Source organism: Methylorubrum populi (assembly GCA_036946625.1).
Taxonomy (GTDB): Bacteria; Pseudomonadota; Alphaproteobacteria; order Rhizobiales; family Beijerinckiaceae; genus Methylobacterium; species Methylobacterium populi_C.
The window spans coordinates 340,363-359,630 of record JAQIIU010000002.1 but is presented as its reverse complement, the minus strand read 5'-3'; the positions used below and the strand labels follow the sequence as shown (position 1 = coordinate 359,630).

22 protein-coding genes are annotated in these 19,268 nt (G+C 67.2%); 4 read left to right on the top strand and 18 right to left on the bottom strand.

Annotation, left to right across the window (positions count from 1 at the left end):
- Genes trbK-alt through trbB form a run of 5 tightly spaced genes read right to left on the bottom strand, consistent with a single transcriptional unit; the run spans nt 1 to nt 4,475 of the window.
- Nucleotides 1-270 carry a putative entry exclusion protein TrbK-alt gene (gene trbK-alt, locus PGN25_03385; protein ID MEH3116662.1) on the bottom strand — a complete coding sequence of 90 codons (270 nt, stop codon included), beginning with the start codon at nt 268-270 and terminating at the stop codon, nt 1-3.
- Between the two features lie 8 nt (nt 271-278).
- On the bottom strand, nt 279-1,040 hold the full coding sequence (gene trbJ / locus PGN25_03380; GenBank protein MEH3116661.1) for a P-type conjugative transfer protein TrbJ: 762 nt from the start codon (nt 1,038-1,040) through the stop codon (nt 279-281).
- Nucleotides 1,037-3,142: a conjugal transfer protein TrbE gene (trbE, locus tag PGN25_03375; GenBank protein MEH3116660.1), complete on the bottom strand. Its 2,106-nt coding sequence runs from the start codon at nt 3,140-3,142 to the stop codon at nt 1,037-1,039. Before trbE ends, trbJ begins: the two co-directional genes overlap by 4 nt.
- Complete coding sequence (locus PGN25_03370) at nt 3,142-3,474, bottom strand: TrbC/VirB2 family protein (protein MEH3116659.1); 333 nt, start codon at nt 3,472-3,474, stop codon at nt 3,142-3,144. Before PGN25_03370 ends, trbE begins: the two co-directional genes overlap by 1 nt.
- The gene (gene trbB, locus PGN25_03365) at nt 3,471-4,475 is read right to left on the bottom strand and encodes a P-type conjugative transfer ATPase TrbB (protein ID MEH3116658.1); all 1,005 of its coding nucleotides are present in this window, start codon (nt 4,473-4,475) and stop codon (nt 3,471-3,473) included. The genes PGN25_03370 and trbB overlap by 4 nt, the downstream gene beginning before the upstream one ends.
- A gap of 146 nt (nt 4,476-4,621) precedes the next feature.
- On the opposite strand from trbB, the gene PGN25_03360 reads away from it, so the two are divergent.
- Both PGN25_03360 and PGN25_03355 read left to right on the top strand, forming a co-directional pair.
- Nucleotides 4,622-5,014, top strand: a complete 393-nt coding sequence (locus PGN25_03360) for a hypothetical protein (protein ID MEH3116657.1) — start codon at nt 4,622-4,624, stop codon at nt 5,012-5,014.
- Nucleotides 5,011-5,898, top strand: a complete 888-nt coding sequence (locus PGN25_03355) for a sigma factor (GenBank protein ID MEH3116656.1) — start codon at nt 5,011-5,013, stop codon at nt 5,896-5,898. The genes PGN25_03360 and PGN25_03355 overlap by 4 nt, the downstream gene beginning before the upstream one ends.
- Nucleotides 5,899-5,938: 40 nt before the next feature.
- Here PGN25_03355 and PGN25_03350 read toward each other — a convergent pair whose 3' ends face one another.
- The 3 genes from PGN25_03350 to PGN25_03340 form a co-directional block, all read right to left on the bottom strand.
- Entirely contained in the window at nt 5,939-6,391 is a 453-nt protein-coding gene (locus tag PGN25_03350; GenBank protein ID MEH3116655.1) for a ribbon-helix-helix domain-containing protein, read from the bottom strand.
- 13 nt (nt 6,392-6,404) lie between these two features.
- The gene (locus PGN25_03345; GenBank protein ID MEH3116654.1) at nt 6,405-8,396 is read right to left on the bottom strand and encodes a conjugal transfer protein TraG; all 1,992 of its coding nucleotides are present in this window, start codon (nt 8,394-8,396) and stop codon (nt 6,405-6,407) included.
- 108 nt (nt 8,397-8,504) lie between these two features.
- Nucleotides 8,505-8,798 carry a DUF2285 domain-containing protein gene (locus tag PGN25_03340; GenBank protein MEH3116653.1) on the bottom strand — a complete coding sequence of 98 codons (294 nt, stop codon included), beginning with the start codon at nt 8,796-8,798 and terminating at the stop codon, nt 8,505-8,507.
- Between the two features lie 107 nt (nt 8,799-8,905).
- On the opposite strand from PGN25_03340, the gene PGN25_03335 reads away from it, so the two are divergent.
- The gene (locus tag PGN25_03335; protein MEH3116652.1) at nt 8,906-9,127 is read left to right on the top strand and encodes a helix-turn-helix transcriptional regulator; all 222 of its coding nucleotides are present in this window, start codon (nt 8,906-8,908) and stop codon (nt 9,125-9,127) included.
- Here the strand turns inward: PGN25_03335 and PGN25_03330 are convergent.
- The 3 genes from PGN25_03330 to PGN25_03320 form a co-directional block, all read right to left on the bottom strand.
- A complete protein-coding gene (locus PGN25_03330) occupies nt 9,110-10,000 on the bottom strand; it encodes a LysR substrate-binding domain-containing protein (GenBank protein MEH3116651.1) in 891 nt (296 codons plus the stop codon). The two genes, PGN25_03335 and PGN25_03330, sit on opposite strands and share 18 nt — an antisense overlap.
- 233 nt (nt 10,001-10,233) lie before the next feature.
- Nucleotides 10,234-10,716 (bottom strand): GNAT family N-acetyltransferase, encoded by a 483-nt coding sequence (locus PGN25_03325; protein MEH3116650.1) that lies wholly within the window; start codon nt 10,714-10,716, stop codon nt 10,234-10,236.
- Nucleotides 10,709-11,116, bottom strand: a complete 408-nt coding sequence (locus tag PGN25_03320) for a rhodanese-like domain-containing protein (protein MEH3116649.1) — start codon at nt 11,114-11,116, stop codon at nt 10,709-10,711. Before PGN25_03320 ends, PGN25_03325 begins: the two co-directional genes overlap by 8 nt.
- Nucleotides 11,117-11,199: 83 nt before the next feature.
- Between PGN25_03320 and ftrA the strand changes: the two genes are divergently transcribed.
- A complete protein-coding gene (ftrA, locus tag PGN25_03315; GenBank protein MEH3116648.1) occupies nt 11,200-12,177 on the top strand; it encodes a transcriptional regulator FtrA in 978 nt (325 codons plus the stop codon).
- A gap of 231 nt (nt 12,178-12,408) precedes the next feature.
- Here the strand turns inward: ftrA and PGN25_03310 are convergent, their stop codons facing one another.
- The 7 genes from PGN25_03310 to PGN25_03280 all read right to left on the bottom strand — a co-directional run bounded on the left by PGN25_03310 (nt 12,409) and on the right by PGN25_03280 (nt 19,179).
- Nucleotides 12,409-14,460 carry a DUF3363 domain-containing protein gene (locus PGN25_03310; protein ID MEH3116647.1) on the bottom strand — a complete coding sequence of 684 codons (2,052 nt, stop codon included), beginning with the start codon at nt 14,458-14,460 and terminating at the stop codon, nt 12,409-12,411.
- 282 nt (nt 14,461-14,742) lie between these two features.
- Nucleotides 14,743-15,441 carry a lytic transglycosylase domain-containing protein gene (locus PGN25_03305; protein ID MEH3116646.1) on the bottom strand — a complete coding sequence of 233 codons (699 nt, stop codon included), beginning with the start codon at nt 15,439-15,441 and terminating at the stop codon, nt 14,743-14,745.
- Nucleotides 15,442-15,445: 4 nt separating this feature from the next.
- A complete protein-coding gene (locus tag PGN25_03300) occupies nt 15,446-15,781 on the bottom strand; it encodes a DUF736 domain-containing protein (GenBank protein MEH3116645.1) in 336 nt (111 codons plus the stop codon).
- Between the two features lie 44 nt (nt 15,782-15,825).
- Nucleotides 15,826-16,371, bottom strand: coding sequence for a S26 family signal peptidase (locus tag PGN25_03295; protein ID MEH3116644.1), 546 nt, complete (start codon nt 16,369-16,371; stop codon nt 15,826-15,828).
- Entirely contained in the window at nt 16,368-16,874 is a 507-nt protein-coding gene (locus PGN25_03290; protein ID MEH3116643.1) for a DUF2840 domain-containing protein, read from the bottom strand. The genes PGN25_03295 and PGN25_03290 overlap by 4 nt, the downstream gene beginning before the upstream one ends.
- Entirely contained in the window at nt 16,871-18,031 is a 1,161-nt protein-coding gene (locus tag PGN25_03285; GenBank protein ID MEH3116642.1) for a DNA cytosine methyltransferase, read from the bottom strand. Before PGN25_03285 ends, PGN25_03290 begins: the two co-directional genes overlap by 4 nt.
- Entirely contained in the window at nt 18,031-19,179 is a 1,149-nt protein-coding gene (locus tag PGN25_03280) for a phosphoadenosine phosphosulfate reductase family protein (GenBank protein MEH3116641.1), read from the bottom strand. Before PGN25_03280 ends, PGN25_03285 begins: the two co-directional genes overlap by 1 nt.
- Nucleotides 19,180-19,268: the final 89 nt, after the last annotated feature.

Sequence of the window (19,268 nt, the reverse complement as noted above, 5' to 3'; positions counted from 1 at the left end):
TCAGCGTCCTTCCGCAGCGGTGGACTGGCCGAGGAAGCGCGCACGGTTGTCGGCCCACGTCTTCAGGCAGTCGGGATCGCGCGTCGCGGCCTCGCCCATGAACCGGCAGCGAGCGAGCGCCTCGCGCATCGGATCGGCCGGCGCGGTGGATACTTCGACCGTGACGGGCACGACCGGCTTCTCCTCGCGCGTCATCTCGATTGCGGCGGCGGCAATGGCGATCCCGGCGAACGCGGCGGCGCCGATGCGGGCGAGCGTCTTCCCCTCCATCGCGCGCCTCAGTTGCCGGGGTTGAACATGCGGGCGTTGCCGGGCTGGTAGCCCGCGCCCGGCGCGAGGAAGCGGCGGCGCTGCTCGCGACCTTGCTCGGCCGCCGCCGCCCGCTCGGCGTCGGACAGCGCCTGCGCGCGGCCGTTCGCCGCCATCATGGCGGTGAGGTCGGCGAGCTGCTGCGCCTGGAGCGCAAGGAGCTGGTTGCCGGCCTGCGTCGCCTGGAGCGCGCCGGTCGCGCCTTGGCTCCGGGTGACGAGGGTCGCCATCTCGGCGCGGTTCGTGTCGATGTTGCCGACGACGCCGGCCTGCACCTTCATCGCGTCCTGCAAGCCGCCGACGGTGTTCTGCCAGCGCGCGCGGGCGTCGGTGACGAGCTGCCGGTCGGACGCCGTCATCGACGCGCTGCCGTACTGGCGCTGGAACGCCTGGTCGATCGACCGCACGTCGAAGGCGATGTTCTGCGCCTGTTGCAGCAGCGACTGGGTGCGGCGGACGTTCTGCTGGAGCTGCTGGAGCGACGAGTACGGCAGGCTGGCGAGGTTGCGCGCCTGGTTGACCAGCATCGTCGCCTCGTTCTGGAGCGACGTGATCTGCTGATTGACCTGCTGGAGCGTGCGCGCCGCCTGAAGGACGTTCTGCGCGTAGTTCGACGGGTCGAACACGGTCCACTGCGCCGCGGCGGGCGTCGCCAGCATCGGCGACAGCGCGAGCGGCATGGACAGGATGGACGCGGCGACGAGCGCCGCGCGGCTACGGCGCAGGATCATGATGGTGTCTCCAGATTGGTAAGGTCGGGGATGAGATCGGCGGCCCAGCCGATACCGCGGTGGCGCAGCCAGGCAGACAGGAAGCCACTGCGGCCGTGCTCGGCGACGATCGCGGCGATGGCCTGCTGGTCGGTGCGCGAGGATGCGGCGCACAGCGCCAGCGCAACCTCGGACAGCCCCAGCTCGAACAGCCGGTTGCCGCGCCGCGACTGGCAGTAATAATCTCGCTTGGGCGTCGCCCGCGCGAGGATCTCGATCTGGCGGTCGTTGAGGCCGAACCGCCGATAGATGGCGGTGATCTGCGGCTCGATCGCGCGCTCGTTCGGCAGCAGCAGCCGGGTCGGGCAACTCTCGATGATCGCGGGCGCGATGGCGGACCCGTCTATGTCCGACAGGCTCTGCGTGGCGAAGACGACCGAGGCGTTCTTCTTGCGCAGCGTCTTCAGCCACTCGCGGAGCTGACCGGCGAAACCCTCGTCGTCGAGCGCCAGCCAGCCCTCGTCGACGATGATGACCGTCGGCGATCCGTCGAGCCGGTCCTCGATGCGGTGGAACAGATAGGCGAGCACGGCCGGCGCGGCATCGGTGCCGATCAGCCCCTCGGTCTCGAACGCCTGAACGGTCGCGGTGCCGAGATGCTCGTGCTCGGCATCGAGCAGCCGGCCCCACGCGCCGCCGACGCAATAGGGTCGCAGCGCCTGCTTCAGGTCGTTGGACTGGAGCAGCACGGCGAGGCCGGTGATGGTGCGTTCTTCGACCGGCGCCGAGGCGAGCGAGGTCAGCGCCGTCCAGAGATGCTCCTTCACATCCGGCGTGATCGCCACGCCTTCGCGGGTCAGGATCGCGACGAGCCAGTCCGCCGCCCACGCGCGTTCTGCGGTCTGTTCGATGCCGGCGAGCGGTTGCAGCGACACGCTGGTATCGCTCCCTTCGGTCAGCCCGCCGCCGAGGTCGTGCCAGTCGCCACCCATCGCCAAGGCGGCGGCACGTATCGAGCCGCCGAAGTCGAAGGCGAACACCTGCGCGCGGTGGTAGCGCCGGAACTGCAAGGCCATCAGCGCGAGCAGCACCGACTTGCCCGCGCCGGTCGGGCCGACGACGAGCGTGTGGCCGACGTCGCCGACGTGGAGCGAGAGCCGGAACGGTGTCGAGCCTTCGGTGCGGCCGTAGAGCAAGGGCGGCGCGTCGAAATGCTCGTCCCGCTCCGGCCCCGCCCACACCGCCGAGAGCGGGATCATATGCGCGAGGTTGAGCGTCGAGACCGGCGGCTGCCGGACGTTGGCGTAGACGTGACCCGGCAGCGAACCGAGCCAGGCGTCGACCGCATTGATCGTCTCGGCCATCGCGGTGAAGTCGCGGCCCTGCACGACCTTCTCGACCAGCCGCAGCTTCTCGTCGGCGATAAGGGGATCGGCGTCCCAGACAGTCACCGTCGCGGTGACGTAGGCGATGCCGGCATAGTCCGCGCCCAGCTCCTGCAACGCCAGATCGGCGTCGGCCGCCTTGTTCGACGCATCCGTATCGACCAGCACCGACGCCTCGTTCGTCATCACCTCCTTGAGGATCGCGGCGACCGACTTGCGCTTGGCGAACCACTGCCGCCGTATCTTCGTCAGCAGCTTCGTGGCGTCCGTCTTGTCGAGCAGGATCGCTCGGGTGGACCAGCGGTAGGGGAACGCGAGCCGGTTCAAATCGTCGAGCAGCCCCGGCGTCGTCGCGGTCGGAAAGCCGGTGATGGTCAGGATGCGCAGGTGCTGGTCGCCCAACATCGGCTCCAGCCCGCCGGTCAACGGCTGGTCGGCGAGCAGCGCGTCGAGATACATCGGCGTCTCCGGCACGCGGACGCGGTGCCGGTGCGTCGAGACGCAGGCATGCAGGTAGGTCAGCGTCTCCGCGTCATCCAGCCAGCGGCACGCCGGCATGAAGGTCTCGACCAGCCGCATCACGCGGTCGGTGCGATCGACGAACCCGGCGACCACCTCGTGCGGGTCGATGCCCTTCGTCTCGCGGCCCTCGTACACGCCGAGCAGGATATGCTCGGTCAGCGCGCGGTGGACCGGCACGGCGAAGCCCGGCACCTCGCCGGCAGGATCGCCGGCCATCAGACCAGCGCCCCGCCGCCGAAGGAGAAGAACGACAGGAAGAAGCTCGACGCGGCGAACGCGATCGACAGGCCGAAGACGATCTGGATGAGACGGCGGAAGCCGCCCGACGTATCCCCGAACGCCAGCGCGAGGCCGGTCGAGATGATGACGATGACCGCGACGATCTTGGCGACCGGCCCTTCGATCGACTTCAGGATCGACTGGAGCGGCGCTTCCCACGGCATCGACGAGCCGGAGGCGTGGGCGGCGGGCGCGGTCATCACGCTGATGACGGCGACCGCCATCGCGGTTTCGAAGCGGTGACGGGCAAGGCGAAGTCGAGAGGTCATGAATGGTCTCCTGTGCTGGTGGGGGTGAGCGAGGCCGCCGGTCGATCGGCGGGCACGACGCGGTAGTCGCCGTTCGGGCCGAGCCCTTCGACGCGGGCGAGTTCGGAGAGGCGGCGCATCGAGCCGCGCCCGGCGAGCACCGCGACGAGGTCGATCGTCTCGGCGATGAGCGCGCGGGGCACGGTGACGACGGTTTCCTGGATGAGCTGCTCCATCCGCCGCAGCGCGCCGATGGCGCTACCGGCGTGGATCGTGCCGATCCCGCCGGGGTGGCCGGTGCCCCATGCCTTCAAGAGGTCGAGCGCCTCCGGCCCCCGCACCTCGCCGATCGGGATGCGGTCGGGGCGCAGGCGCAAGCTGGAGCGGACGAGATCGGAGAGCGATGCGACGCCGTCCTTCGTGCGCATGGCGACGAGGTTGGGCGCGGCGCATTGCAGTTCGCGCGTGTCCTCGATGATGACGACGCGATCGGCGGACTTCGCCACCTCGGCGAGCAGCGCGTTGGTCAGCGTCGTCTTGCCCGTCGAGGTGCCGCCCGCGACGAGGATATTGCCGCGGAACGCGACGCCCTCGCGCAGCACCTCGGCCTGAGCGGCGGACATGATGCCCGCCGCGACGTAGTCGTCCAGCGTGAACACCGCGACCGCCGGCTTGCGGATGGCGAAGGCGGGCGCGGCGACGACCGGCGGCAGCAACCCCTCGAACCGCTCGCCGGTCTCGGGCAGTTCGGCCGAAACGCGCGGCGCTCCGGCATGGACCTCCGCTCCGACATGATGCGCGACGAGCCGGACGATGCGCTCGCCGTCAGCCGGCGACAGCCGCTCGCCGATATCCGACAGCCCTTCCAACAGCCGGTCGACCCATATGCGCCCGTCCGGGTTGAGCATCACCTCGACGACGGCGGGGTCTTCCAGCAATCGCGCTATGGCGGGGCCGAGCGCCGTGCGCAGCATCCGCGCCCCGCGTGCCAGACCTTCCGAATTGTGCTGCGAACTCGCCATCCGATCCCCGTTTTTACCGGGGCGGCATCAGCAGTCCCGAACGGGGTCGAGTAAGAGAGCCTGAAACTCGGCCGTTTCAACAAGTATCGAACGCCATGCGGGCATGGCGAAGGAACGGCGGTAATCGGCGGGATGCCATCGCAATCATGACGACTCAGGTGTGCCTGTCACAGGCGGCTTGGCTGATCCGTCACACGAGTGGGAACGCCATGTTCTCGTTGACCGGAGCATTTTCCATGTACGCGCTGTTTCTCAAGCATAAGGCCCTTCCAGGGCGTCGTAACGACCTCGAAGCAGTCTGGCGCCGCCATATGCCCCCAGCGATCGAGAGCAACCCCGCACATCTGGCCTATACCTACAGCTTCGGGGGCGAGCCCGATGTGGTTGCAGCATTTCAGATCTATCGATCGCGGGAAGACGCCGACGCCTTCGTCAGATCGCCGGAATATCTGGCATACATCGGAGAGTCGCGACCACTTCTCGCTCAGGAACCGGAGATTACCGTGCTCGAACCGCGCTGGAGCAAAAGCATTCGATGACTTCACATGACGATCAGGACGGAGTTGCGGCGTTCCTACGCGTCCGGCCCACCCTGTTCGGGATGGCGTATCGCATGCTCGGCATCCGCGCGGATGCTGAGGATGTGGTTCAAGACGTTTTCCTGCGCTGGGCTGGTGCCGATCAAGCCGGCATCCGTGATCCCGCAGCGTGGATGATGACTGCCTGCACGCACCGTTCGATCGATATCCTCCGCTCCGTCGCGAGATCTCGAACGGACTATATCGGGTCATGGCTCCCCGAACCGCTCGGAGGGGAGTATGCTCATCAACCGCAAGAACTCTCGTATGCGCTCGAAACCGCATTTCTGATGATCCTAGAGCGGGCGACGCCCAAGGAACGTGCCGCATTCCTTCTGAACAAAGTCTTCGGACTCTCACATGTCGAAGTTGCAGAAATCCTTAGCGTAACGGTAGACGCGAGTCGCAAACTTGTCTCGCGCGCGGGGCGCAAAATCGCATGCGGTGAGAATCATGAGAGAATGGATGTCGACAAACACCGCGAACTACTATTGGCGTTTCAAAGCGCGATACTTACGGACGATGCAGCAGAATTTTCCAAGGTTCTGGCTGAGGACGTTAGACTCGTCGCTGATGGTGGCGGGAAAGCTTCGGCGATCATCGAACCATTGCAAGGTCGTGCCCAAGTTCTCGAATATCTCGCGAGGGCGCGTGGCTGGTGGCGACGTTATAACTGGATTTTTGAGGCGCTCGCGACCGGGTATGGCATAGCGCTTTTAGATGGCCCAAATGTATTCGCGAGAATCTGGTTCGAAACAAATGAATATCCTTCCATATCGACAGTCTATATCATGCGAAATCCTGAAAAACTTTACCCATTCAGTGACAATGGCACGATCATCTGACAACAATGACCGATTGAGCGATAACTCTGGCCGGGATGCGCTAAACATATTCCTTTTCATTCGAGTGCTGATCTAGATATTGTGAATTGCGAACATCGTGTGCCAAATCCACCAGCACCCGGTCACCTTTCGCCAATCTCCGCCCTAGCGTTTGCAGGAAGCCCTCGAACCGTTCGCTGCCCTTCGCTCGCGCCGACGCCTGCGCGCTGTCGGGCAGCGGCGGCGTGACGGTCATCCAGAAGCGGATGAAGAGCGACAGCGTCTCGCCGACGATGGCGAGGTCTTCGTCCATCCCGTCGATCTGCCTGCCGATCCGGTCCATGCGGCGGGCGAACACCGCCTCCAGCCGCTCCGACGCATCCGCCGACAGGAAGGACGCGACGGCGGCTTCGACGATGGCGGATTTCGATACGTTGCGACGGAGCCCCAGCGCCTCGACCTTTTTCAGGAGGTCGGGGTCGAAGTAGACGTTCATGCGGGTCTTGGTCGGCATTGGCCGTCCCTCCTCAAAGCTCAATGCCATCGGCCGGGTCCATCGACGCCTGCCGGGCGACCGACGTGATCTGGCTGCGCAGACTGCGCGCCTTGGCGGCGTCCACATCCGGGTCGTCGTCGAGCACGTCGAACTCGTTGACGGCGGGGCGCTCGGGCGGCGCGATGTCCTCCTGCTCGGGCAGCTCCGGCTCGCGGCGGATGCCAGCATTTGCCGGATCGTCGACGCTACCATCGGCGCTGCTCTGCACCGGTCCTGCTGCTGGCGTGGGGATCGCCAGCGTCGACCAGTCGTCTACGGGCGGTGTCGGCAGGCGTCTCGCTTCGGCCGGCTTGGGTGGGGGCAGCAGCCGTTCGCGGAAGCGGGCATCCTCGTAGTAGCGCGCCTTCTTCGCCCGAACCGGCGGCACACCCGCGACCAGCAGCAGCTCGTCGGCGGGCGGAAGCTGCATTACCTCGCCGGGCGTCAGCAGCGGCCGGGCCGTCTCCTGCCGCGACACCATGAGATGGCCGAGCCACGGCGACAGCCGGTGCCCGGCATAGTTGGTGGAGTCGCGCATCTCGGTCGCGGTGCCGAGCGCGTCCGACACGCGCTTGGCGGTGCGTTCGTCGTTGGTCGCGAAGGCGACGCGGACGTGGCAGTTGTCGAGCACGCTGTTGTTCGCGCCGTATGCCTTCTCGATCTGGTTGAGGCTCTGCGCGATCAGGAACGACTTGATGCCGTAGCCGGCCATGAAGGCGAGCGCGCTCTCGAAGAAGTCGAGCCGGCCGAGCGCCGGAAACTCGTCGAGCATCAGCAGCAGGCGGTGGCGCTTCGCCGATCCGTTCAGTTCCTCGGTCAGCCGCCGCCCGACTTGGTTGAGGATCAGGCGGATCAGCGGCTTCGTGCGGGCGATGTCGGAGGGCGGCACGACGAGGTAGAGGCTGACCGGGCGCCTGCACGAGACCAGATCGGCGATGCGCCAGTCGCACCGCGCCGTCACCTTGGCCACGACGGGGTCTCGGTACAGGCCGAGGAACGACATGGCGGTCGACAGCACGCCCGATCGCTCGTTGTCGGATTTGTTCAGCAACTCGCGCGCCGACGAGGCGATGACGGGATGGACGCCGGCCTCGCCGAGATGCGGCGTCGACATCATCGCGCGCAGCGTCGCTTCCACCGGGCGCTTCGGATCGGACAGGAAGCTGGCGACGCCGGCCAGCGTTTTGTCGGGTTCGGCGTAGAGGACGTGAAGGATCGCGCCGACCAGCAGCGAATGGCTGGTCTTTTCCCAATGATTGCGCTTGTCGAGCGCGCCTTCGGGATCGACGAGGATGTCGGCGATGTTCTGGACATCGCGGACCTCCATATCGCCGCGCCGCACCTCCAGCAGCGGATTGTACGCCGAGGACGCCGCATCGGTCGGATCGAACAGTAGCACGCGGCCATGCTGGGCGCGAAAGCCGGCGGTCAGCGTCCAGTTCTCGCCCTTGATGTCGTGGACGATGACGCTGCCCGGCCAGGTGAGCAGCGTCGGCACGACGAGGCCGACGCCCTTGCCCGATCGCGTTGGTGCGAAGCACAGGACATGCTCGGGGCCGTCATGACGGAGATAGTCGCGGTCGAGCCGCCCCAGCAGCACGCCATCCGAGCCGAGCAGTCCGGCGGCCTTCACCTCGTCGGGCGATGCCCAGCGAGCTGAGCCGTAGGTCGCGACGTTCTTCGCTTCTCGCGCTCGCCACATCGACATACCGATCGCCACCGCGATCGAGACGAAGCCGCCGGATGCGGCGATGAGCGCGCCTTCGACGAAGATCGCGGGCGCATAGGCGTCGTAGAAGTACCACCACCAGAAGAAGAGCGGCGGATGATAGACCGGCCAGCCTGCCACCTCGAACCACGGCGTTCCGAGCTGGGGCTGGAAACCGAGGCGCCAAGCGGTCCATTGCGTCGCCCCCCAGGTGGTGGCGACCACGATCGCGAGAACGAGGGTGACCTGCCCCCAGAGTATCTGGCCTCCGCGCATACCGGCTCCGTCGAAAGGGAGCCGATCAGAGAATGCACGTCTGCGGCGCGGACAACGGAAATCGCTGGCGATCGGGCTGCCGGATACCTTGGCGAAGAAAAGGGACGGTCAGTGCGGCCGGGACCGGATTTCGGAGGCGGCACGTTCGAGCAGATGGCGGTAGCCGGTGTGCGTCATCCACCGCGCCCGCGCGAGATGGCTCTCCCAACAGGTCCGGGTTCGCGGTGCGGCCGGATCGCGATGCAAGACGACCCGCGCCACCTCCATCCAGTCGGCCCGATCCGCCTCGGCGTCGAGCAGGCGCATGTAGGTGACGAAGTGCGTCTCGTCATAGTCCGTGATCTCCGGCGCTGCCGGCGCCAGATCGTCCACATCCGGGTCGAGTTCGGGCCGCGCCCGCATAGTCCACCTCGCAACCACTGCTCGGAGATGACTATGTATAGCACAAGCCAACGAATCGGAACGATCATTCCTAGAACGATCGTTCCTGCGCTGGTTCCTCGTCGCTTATGGACCTCAAGGAGGTCATGGCGATCAACCTGCGTCGGATGCGTCATGATCGGGATATGACGCAGGAGGAGTTGGCCGACCGCGCTGGCCTGAGTGCCCGCTACATCGGCGCGATCGAACGCGCCGACGTGTCGGCCAGCGTCACCGTACTCGGCCAGATCGCAGATGCACTCAGCATTGAACCGGGCGAGCTTCTTAAGTCGTCAAACGGATTGCGCTGATGCTCGCATTTCTGCGGCGAGGTCGAGAAGATTTCGGAGTTGCGGATTGCGATTGTGTGGCGACCAGATCGCGCTGAACCGGGCCTGTTCGGTTTCGTCGGCTACCGAACGGAACGTGACGCCCGGACAGTGCATTTGCCGCACGGTCTCGTTGACGAGCGTGATGCCTTCGCCATTCGCGACCATGTGCATCAGCGTGTCGCGTCCCACGTCGCAGCGCCGGACATGGGGAGATCGTCCGCGCTCGGCCAGACGGCGCACCACATGCTCGAAGAGCTGTGAGCCTGTGCCGCCGACTCGTATCAGGAAGGTTTCCGGTGCGACGCCCGCCCACGAGACGGTATCGTCGTTCGCGAGCGCGTGCCGCTCGGTCAACGCGATCATGAAGGGTTCGGCCCACAACGGCCGCGAGCGGCAGTCGGGTGCCTCGACGGGATCGAGCACAAGCGCCACGTCGAGTTTTCCGTCGCGCACAAGCGTGACCGTCCGTGCGGACGGGCCTTCAATCACGACCTGCTCAACATCGGGATAGGCTTCGCGGAACCGGCAGCGCAGATCGGCGACGAAGCCGCCAGCTATGGAGGAGATAAGGCCGATGGCGAGTCGGCCACTTGAGCCGGAGGAGGCAGCTCCCGCTGTGCGAACCGCATGGTCGAGATAGCCGATGCCGGTCGACACCTCGGCGACGAACCGTCGCCCAGCTTCGGTAAGCCGGACGCCGCGATGCCTCCGCTCGAAAAGCAAGATGCCGAGCACTTCTTCGAGCGCCTTGATCCTGGTGCTGACGCTCGATTGGGTGGTGCCGAGGACGTTCGCCGCGTGATGGAAATTCAGGTACTCCGCAACGGCGAGAACATGCACGAGGGAGACCATCGGTATCCGCCCGCTCGCGATGCCCGGTTTATTGGAGGCGCCGCGTGTCCGACGCATCTCACAGGCGCCTATTTGTCAGATGATCTGGCATGTTCATAAGCGGATGCCTCTTCCAGTCTGTTGGTTCACAGGCGACCTAACTCGCCGTTCCAAGCGGGAATGCTTCATCTTTCCGGCGTCGCAGCTTCGTCGGGCGGTCCCGAGAACGATGTCATGCCGATACCGACGTGCGTTTATCTCGTCGGGAGGATAAAGCGGGCTTTCGGCATGAAAGATGCCCCTTCGCGACTGTAGAAACGGATCGCGTCTTCATTCCAAGCCGGTGTCTGCCATTGGATCTCCGCGAGATCATGCGTGGCCGCGTGCGCGCGCACCGCAGCCAACAGCTTCGCGCCAATACCAAGGCCCCGGCAGTGACCCTCTACGAACAGGCAGTCGAGATGGAGGAAGGACCGACCGGCCCATGTCGAGAAATCCACCGTCGCGGAGGCATACCCGACCATCGCGCCGGCCTGTGTCGCCACCCAAGCAGCCAAGACGGCTGGCACTCCATCCAAAGCGGATCGAACGGTCTCTTCGGTAACGCTGGCATGTCCGCCCTCATAGGCGGCATGGTTGTGGATCAACGGAAGCATGGCCTCTGCATCCACCCCGCGGGCGGGACGGATGCAGATGTCGTTGCTGCCGTCGTCGGCGTTGGTGAGCCGATCAGGCACTCGGATGACCGCTTTCCAGCGGGAAACCCTCGTCGATCCAGCCAGTCACGCCGCCTGTCATGATCTTCACAGGGCGCGCCAGCTTCGCGAGGCGAAGCGCTCCCCGTGCCGCGCCGTTGCAATGCGGACCGGCGCAGTAGGTGACGAACAGTGTATCGGCTGGCCACGCCGCCATCTTGGATGCGATAATCTTGCCATGCGGCAGATTGATCGCGCCGGGCACATGGCCTTTAGCGAACATCTCGGGTCCGCGCACGTCGAGCAACACGAAATTGGGATCGGGACGCGACAGCGCCTCATGCACGTCCCAGCAGTCCGTCTCGAAACGGAAGCTGTCGGCGAAGCGAGCCTCGGCCTCCGTGGCGGAGGCTGCGGGTATGTCGATAACGGCGTTGGCCATGAAGCGTCTCCTACTGATGACGCTTTGTGCCGTTACGCGGTGCTCCCTCGCCAGCGGCTCGATTGCCGTTTATCGTAAGAATCGTGCCAAAGGTTTCCGCCACACCCAATCGCCTCGTCGTCGCCCTTGCCTATGAGGGGCTTTGCGCGTTCGAATTCGGCATAACAGCCGAGGTGTTTGGTCTCTCGCGCCCGGAGATGGGGGCGGACTGGTACAGGTTCGCTGCCTGTACCGAGCGTCCGGGCCGACTGGCGACGAACGCGGGTTTGGCGGTCGAGGTCGATAAGGGTCTCGAGGTGCTGGGCGAGGCCGGGACGATCGTCATCCCTGGTTGGCGGTCGGAGAGAGAGGCTCCGTCCGATGCCGTCCGTGGCGCCCTGCTTGCCGCCCATGCGCGCGGCGCGCGCCTCGTCTCGATCTGTTCGGGTGCCTTCCTGCTTGCGGCGACGGGGATTTTGGATGGTCGGCGGGCAACAACGCATTGGCGCTATGCCGAACGTCTGCAAACGGCCTATCCCGCCGTCCTCGTGGATGCCGATACGTTGTACGCCGGAGACGATCGCGTCTTCACGTCGGCCGGCTCGGCAGCCGGGATCGACCTGCTGCTTCATCTGGTGCGTCTCGATTTCGGTCCGGACGCAGCGAACAGCGTCGCGCGGCGCTTGGTGGTCGCCGCGCATCGCAGCGGCGGGCAGGCGCAGTTCATCGAACGTCCGGTCCTCGCGCGATCGGACAGTTCGCTGGGGACTTTGCTCGACCGGCTCCGGAGCGATCCGGCGGAACCGTGGACGATCGAACGGATGGCGAGCGCAGCCGCCATGAGCGAGCGCACACTGGCGCGACGCTTCCGGGAAGAGACAGGGGAAAGCCCGCTGGCATGGCTGACCACGCAGCGGCTGGCACTGGCGCGCGATCTTCTTGAAACGACGAGCCTGTCGATGGAACACATTGCAGATGGGGCGGGCATGGGAACAGCCACCAATCTCCGGCTACACTTCACATCGAAGTTCGGCATTCCGCCGAACCTCTATCGCAAGCAGTTCCGGCGTGTTGAAGCCTGAGAAGCGGCGGGACCGCGAGGTTATGCCCTCTTTCCTCGGAACCTGCGGCGAGAATACATCTTCTCAGCAACAAGCGGAATCGTCGTGCCGCCATCGATCCGGCTGTCTGTAGCGATGGTGACAGATACGGCGATCAGAGAGATGATCCGCGCTATCGCGGCGGCGTCAAGCGAACACCGAAGGTCGAGCAACAAGCAGATCAGCTTCGCGGCCCTACGAGCGGCGACGTAATCATAGGGCGACACCTCGCTGCCGCCCTATCTGCCACGACACCGATCCGCCTTGCACGATGCCGGACATCTCGCGGCCGAGCTGGCGGTCGATGACCGGCCGCCACGGGACGAGCGTGAACTCGTGGCTTTTCTCGACGACAGCGAACTTGCCGCTCGATAGCTGAGCGGTTCCGGTGAACGTGCCGGTGACCGTCTCGCCATCGGCTGCGGCGCGGAACGGGATTGCTTTCTTGGCGGCCAGCGCCGCACCCGCGCCGGCGACCTCGCGTTCCTGAAGCGAGGCGATCAGGTTGCGCCGGTAGGTCACGCGACCGTCCGGCTGCCGGGCAGCGTCACCCCGGTCGATCAAAGTCTCGCGCCGCCGTACCATCGCTTCGCGGACCTGATCGCCGAACCCAGCCGGTGATAGGTCCGAGGCGCCGGTGCCGATCAGCCGACGATCAAGCCAGGTGGCGCCGTCCGAGCCGATCTGCCGTTCGAGGTCGAAGGTCGAGAGGATGCGGATGTTGGCCCGGCCGTTACCTTCGGCGTCGTGCGCGGCGGCACGGGCTTCGAAGTCGCCGGGGATGCGCCATTGGTCGGCGTCGATCCGCTCGGCGGTGCCAGCACCGCGCAGCGCTTCCAGGCGGCGAACGTGCGCATCGACGAAGGCTTCGTAGTCGCCGCCCGGCACCCGGCCGTCGAACCGCGCCTGCTCCAGATGACGGCTCGGCCGATAGATGCCCTCTTCGGCCATGCCGGCGATGGTGCGATCTGCCGGACGGACCGTCTTCTTTGCCGGCCCGATCTCGACGATGCTGCCGATGCGGGCGTCCTCGACACGGGCCGGCTCAATGCCGGAGACATGGTGCGTTCGCCCGTCGATCCCGTCGATCACCAGCGTCAGGTTCTCGCCCAGCTCGTCGGTGAGGTGCTTGTCGAGCACGCGGCCGACGATCGCCGTCGCGGGCGCGGCGTCGTGGATCGCGAACGTCATCGGGTCGCGCTCGGCGCCCCCGGCCCGCAGCGCCTTCTGCATGGTGCGGACGATGTCGCCGCGCTCGCCCATATCACGCAGCGTCGGCTCCAGCCGTTCGCTCAATTCCCAGACGCCGGGCGCCTGCTCGGTGGCGAGGCCCATATCGCCGAGCTTGCCAAGCCGGCGGAGGCGCAGGGTGCGATCGGAATGGCCGCGCAGCTCGTCCGGCTCGCGGCGCAGGTCGACGACGCGGTCCTTGGCCTCGGCGATCATCGCGCGGTCGATACGGGTGAACCGGTCCTGGTCGATCTCGGCGGTCAGCTTGCGGCGCTGCTCGATCTCGGTGACGGGGCCGAGATCCAGCGTCGCCAGCTCGCCCGCGCGTTCGCGGATGCCGGCCGACAGATAGTCTCCGTTGATAACGAGATCCTGCCCGTGCTCGTCGCGGCCATTGACGATGACGTGGACGTGCGGATGGCCGGTGTTGTGGTGGTTGACCGCAACCCAGTCGAGCTTCGTGCCGAGATCGATCTCAACCTGCGCCATCAGCTCGCGGGTGTAGCCGGTCAGGTCCGCGAGGTCGGCGGCGTCCTCCGGCGAGACGATGAAGCGGAACTGGTGCCGATCGTCCTTACCGCGGTCGAGGAAGGCGTCGCCATCGGCGCGGTCTTCGCCAGCCGAATAGAGCCGGCCGCGCTCGCCGTCGCGGGACGTACCGTCGCGCTGAATGTAGCGGAGATGCGCGGCGCCCTTGCCGTTCCGTCCGGCACCCCGGACGTGGCGCACCTTCACGACGACGCGGCGGCTGCCGGACTGGCGATGGCTCCAACAGTCCGACAGGTTGCGGGCGCGGACGAAGGCGGCGCCACGTCCGCGCTGAACGCCTCGGCCGGAAACGACGAGGCTCTTGCCGTTCGGGCTACGATGGGAACTGCCGCCCTTCGCCGGTCGACCTCGGCTGGAAGCCACCTGCTGCTGGCGCGTAACCTTGCGGACTTGGCTGAGGAAGCTCTTCGCCTGACCGATCTTCGGCGCGTCCGAGCGAACGCGGCCGGGTCTCGGGCGGAAGCGGCCGTCATCGTCGCCGCTCATGGCCGCCGATCCGCCCGAAGCTGCCGGTATCGCCGCATGGTGCCACGCGAAACCGGACAGATGCTGGGTTTGCCGCGCCTCGCGGCACCATGACGGCCCGGGGGCGGTGCCGCCCCGAACAGTGTGCAGACAAGGGCTTGGCCCCAGAACCGGACCCCTAGGGTGCCGGTTCGTTTAATCTTGCCCCCTCCGCCTGCTTCCCCCTTCCTGCCTCTCCTGCTGCCATTCCCACCTGTCGACTGTCCGACCCCGAGGCGCCCGCGACACTGCCGATCGTGCCCGTCATGGCCTCCGCACCCGCGCTTCCGATGCGACGAACAGGCTCCCATTTTGCGACGCTGCGCTGGGAGCATCGTCGCTCTCACCCGGCGCCGGATCGACAGCGGATATGCGCGACGATGGCGCAACGAACAGCGGCGCGCGCGTCCAGGCGAACGGATCGGCCGCCACGACGACAATCGGTCTGCCCGCGTCGTCACCGCCGTCGATGTCTGGCGCGATGGCGGCGATGTAGGCGCGCGTTTCGCTCGGCAAAGGACGGCCGGCGAGCGACGCCTCGTAGCGACCGGGGCCGGCATTGTAGGCGGCAAGCATGGCGACGATGCTGCCGTAACGGTCGTGCAGCTCGCGGAGATAGGCGGTGCCGGCGATGATGTTGTCGCGCGGATCGTAGGGGTCGGCACCGAGGCGGTGACGGACACGTAGGTCCGCCCATGTCGCCGGCATCACCTGCATCAGACCGATCGCCCCGGCGTTCGATACCGCTCGCGGATCGCCTGCGCTCTCTGCGCGCATCACAGCCCTGATCCATGCCACGGGGATGCCGAAGCGCCGCGACGCCTCCGCGATGTGCCCGGCATAGGGGTCGACCGGTATTGCGCGGACGGACCGTGAAGTCTGCGCGCCAGCCGGGAGGGTCGGCGCTCCCACGGCGATGCCGGTGAGCAGCGCAGTTGCGGTGCGGAGGACGATTGCGCGCATCGGATCAGTCCCGCTCGCCGCGTCGCGGCAGCCGCGTCCAGTGCAGCGACCACGCGGTATTTTCGTCGGCGTCGCGGAACAGTCGCGCGCGGATCGGTGCGAGGAAAACGGGATCGTCGAGCACGATCGCGACGAACTCGCCCGCACGCTCGCCGGTGCGGGTCCAGCCGGTGCCCACCTCCGGGCCGTCCGCGCCGCCGAGGTGAATGCGGTAGTCGGGCGCGTTCTCGGTGTCGGATTGGTCGGCAGGCACGATGGCGAACTCGGTGTCGAAGGACAGCGTGCGGATGCGGCCTGCGAAGCCGGTGGATGTGCGTGTGAAGGTGCCGATCTGCGGCATGGGAAAGCCTCCTGATCGTTGCTGGGATGGTGAAGGGACGGCCGTCAGCGCGCCGCCGCGCGCCAGACGAAGCGGCCGTCGCCGGCCTCGTCGGTGTAGAGCGGCGTCGCCGTGCCGATGACCGTGGCGGCGGGCAGCGGGCCGAAGTAGCGGCCGTCCAGGCTGTCCGGCACCGCCGGGTTCATCAGGAAGACCTCGCCCGATGCGATGCGGCGGCAGCCCCGCCAGACCGGTAGCGGACGGCCATGCCGGTCGCGGTCGAGCGCGTCGCCGAGCGGCACGGCATCGACGGTGATGGCGCCGCCGACGCGGCACACGCGCTGGCCGGGAAGCCCCATCACCCGCTTCATCAGCGGCGTGTCGAGCGGCAGATAATGTCGCGTGGCGAGGAACCAGGCGAGCGGCTTGGGCGGCGTCACCGCGACCAGATCGCCGGTCGACAGCCGCCCGGTGGGACGCAGCGCGTAAAGCCCGACCGGCACGCTGGCGGAGGCGTTCCACAGCAGGCGCGGCGTCACCTCGATCGCACCCATCACGACGAGCGACAGACTGGCGGCGACCGCCGTGGCGACATAGGCGCGGCGGCTCATCGCTCGATCTCCCGGCGCTTGAGCCAAGCCCGGTGGCGCTCGGCGGTGTAGGCGCGCGGCTCTTCGCCGGTCGCGATCCGGTTGCCGACGTGCCGCCAATGATCGGGCGCGGCGTCACAGGGATCGACGCCGGCGGCCTCCACCGTGTCGATATGGTGGAGTACCCGTTCGACCTTCGGCCAGCCCTCGACGTGCAACAGTATCTCGCCGCCGGGGCGCACGAACGGCAGCGTCTGATACGGCTCGCCCGGATCGACCGCGCGCACGATGTCAATGCGCGAGGCAACCGTACCGTAGTCGTTGGCCGCCCAGCGGACGAAGGCGAAGACGCTGCTCGGCCGGAACGACAGGACGCGGCGGCGGCGGTCGATGATCCGCTCGCCGACGTACCGGCCGAACCTGATCCAGTTCTCGACCCGCTTCTCGATGTGCGTCAGTTCGACATGGGTCAGGCTGTCGGACGGTACGGCGAACGTGCCCGCGCGCAACGCTGCGGCGGTCATGGTCTGTCTCCTCGATGGTGGAAGTCGCGCGCCAGCACGGCGGCGAGCGCAGCTTCGGTGCGCAGGATGGCGCGGCCGATGGCTTCGGGAATCTGCGGCAGGACGGCGTCGCCGAACGCCTCGACGATCAGGCCGGCGGCAGCCGGCCGGCGTCCATCGCCGAGCTTAACGCGCGCGTCAGCCAGCCCGGCGGATAGCCCATCATCCAGCCGTAGGTGACGGGCAAGGTCCGCGAGGCTCCAGTCAGCCCGTGGTCCTTCAGCAACGCCGCGATCGACCGGGCGTAGGTCCATCGGTCCGGCGCGCGGCCGGTCATCGCGCCGTCGAGCACCGCGTCCATCGTCGGCGACTTGCGACGGTCGTAGGCCGGCGACCATGCGTCCATCCGCCGGTCGCGCTTGGTCGGCGTCGGCAGCATCTCCGCCGCGTGGCGGAGCAGGTTCGGCGTGTCGATCTGCGCCTTCGCGCCGTTCGAACGCTTGCCGGTTTCGATCTCCTGCCGGCTCAACCGGCGACCGCCTTTCGGCTTCACCGGCGTCGGCAGCATCCCGGCGTGGCGGCTGGCATGGCCCATGATCTGGCTGAGCACGTCGCCCCGGCCACCGCGGTCCGCATCCGAACGCCGCGGCGTCGCCAGCAGCACGGGCGGCGAGCTGGTCGGGGTCGAAGCCGACGAGCCAGGATCGCTTGCGCTCGTGGTTGGCGCCGAGGTCGCCAGCACCCACCACGCATGGTTCGCAGGCGTAGCCGAGCGCCGCCAGCGCATCGAGCAGCCGGTCCGCGCCGCGAGTTCGGAGATGAGCGCTGTTCTCAAAAGCGAACCAGCGAGGACGGCAGTCTCCGACCAGCCGGACGGCTTCGAGGTAGAGCCGCGACCGCTCGCCGTCGATCCCGCGCCCGCGCGTGTTGGCGACCGAGATGTCCTGGCAGGGCGGGCTGCCGACGACGATGTCGGGCAGGTATCCGAGGTCGGAAACAAGTCGAGCTGCCGTGAGGAAGCGCACGTCCTCGTAGAGGCGGACATCGGGATTGTTCTCCGCGTAGAGGATGCGGCGCCATTCGACGATCTCGCAGGCCGCCACCGTGACGAAGCCGGCGCGGTGCAGGCCGAGCGTCCAGCCGCCGGCCGCCGCGCTGAACAGGTCCAGCGCGCGCATCACTCGCACAGCCCGTATTCGCTGTCGCAGAGCAGGCCGTGCTCGTCGGCTTCACACCGATCCAGATCGACGAACAGGTCGTAGTTGCGTCCGCCCCGTCCGGTCCGCGACCATTCGATCGCGCGGTCGATCGTCGCCCGGCCATGATCGTCGCGGTCGCCGGGGACGGTCGGTGCGGGCAGCAGCGAGGCCGGTGTGCCCGCGACCGCGGTGCGGCGCGAGACGAGGCTGACCAGCCGCTCCCACTCGCGCACCCGGTCCACCTCAGCGGGGAAGCGCATCGCCCAAGCGCACAGCTCGCGCTTCCTGACCATGATGCAGGTCGAGCAGCCGACCCGGCTCATCCCCATCGTGTAGAGCGGGTTATGCCGGAGGCCGTGGCGCGCGGAGATGGCGAAGGCGTCAGCGGCCGACCAGCGGAAGATCGGCCGGTAGAGCACCTGCCGGACGCCGGAGGGATGGCGAGACGACTGGACGGGCGGCTTCTTCGCCCGCGCCGGGCTTTCGTCGGCACGCTCGCCGATCCAGTCGATCACCGGCACGCCCGCGTCGAGCAGCGGGCGCTTGCGGTGCATCATCGGGATGAGCTTGGTCTCGTCGGTGCAGAAGCGCGTCTTGGTGCAGGGGAAGCGCCCGTGCAGCATCGCCATGTCGAGGAACGGGATGCCGGTCGGATGCAGCAGCGCCAGCGCCTGCTCGATCAGCGGATCGGGCACCGGCGGCGAGACCAGCACCGGGCAGTCGCATCCGGCGAGCCACTCCGCCCTGCCGATCTCGCCGGACTGCCACGTCGCCCGCCGAAGGTTGCACGCGCCGCGGTGGCGGGTCCGCCGCTTCTCCTTCGACCATTCGTCGCGCAGCATCGCGCGCTTGCGGCCGAAGGCGGTCTCGTCGGTGAGGCCGGGCACGTCGTTGGCCGAGACGATCTCGATGTGCAGGCCGAGGCGCTGGCGCAGCCAGTCGTCGAGATAGCCGATGTGGTCGAGCGTGATCGGGTTCTCGTGGCCGTTGTCGGCGGCGAGGAAGCGAGGTGCGCGGTTGCCGAACGCCGCCAGCCCCTTGCGCTCGATCCGCTCGACCATCAGGCACAAGACCGCCTGGCTGTCCTTGCCGCCCGAGATGCTGCCGAAGTGCTGCGCGACGATCATGGCGCACCCCGGCGGGTGGCACCGGCACCGTGCCCGCCTCGCGTGCGCGCGACAGCAATAGAGTTAGATTCTCTGTTAGACTCTAGAGT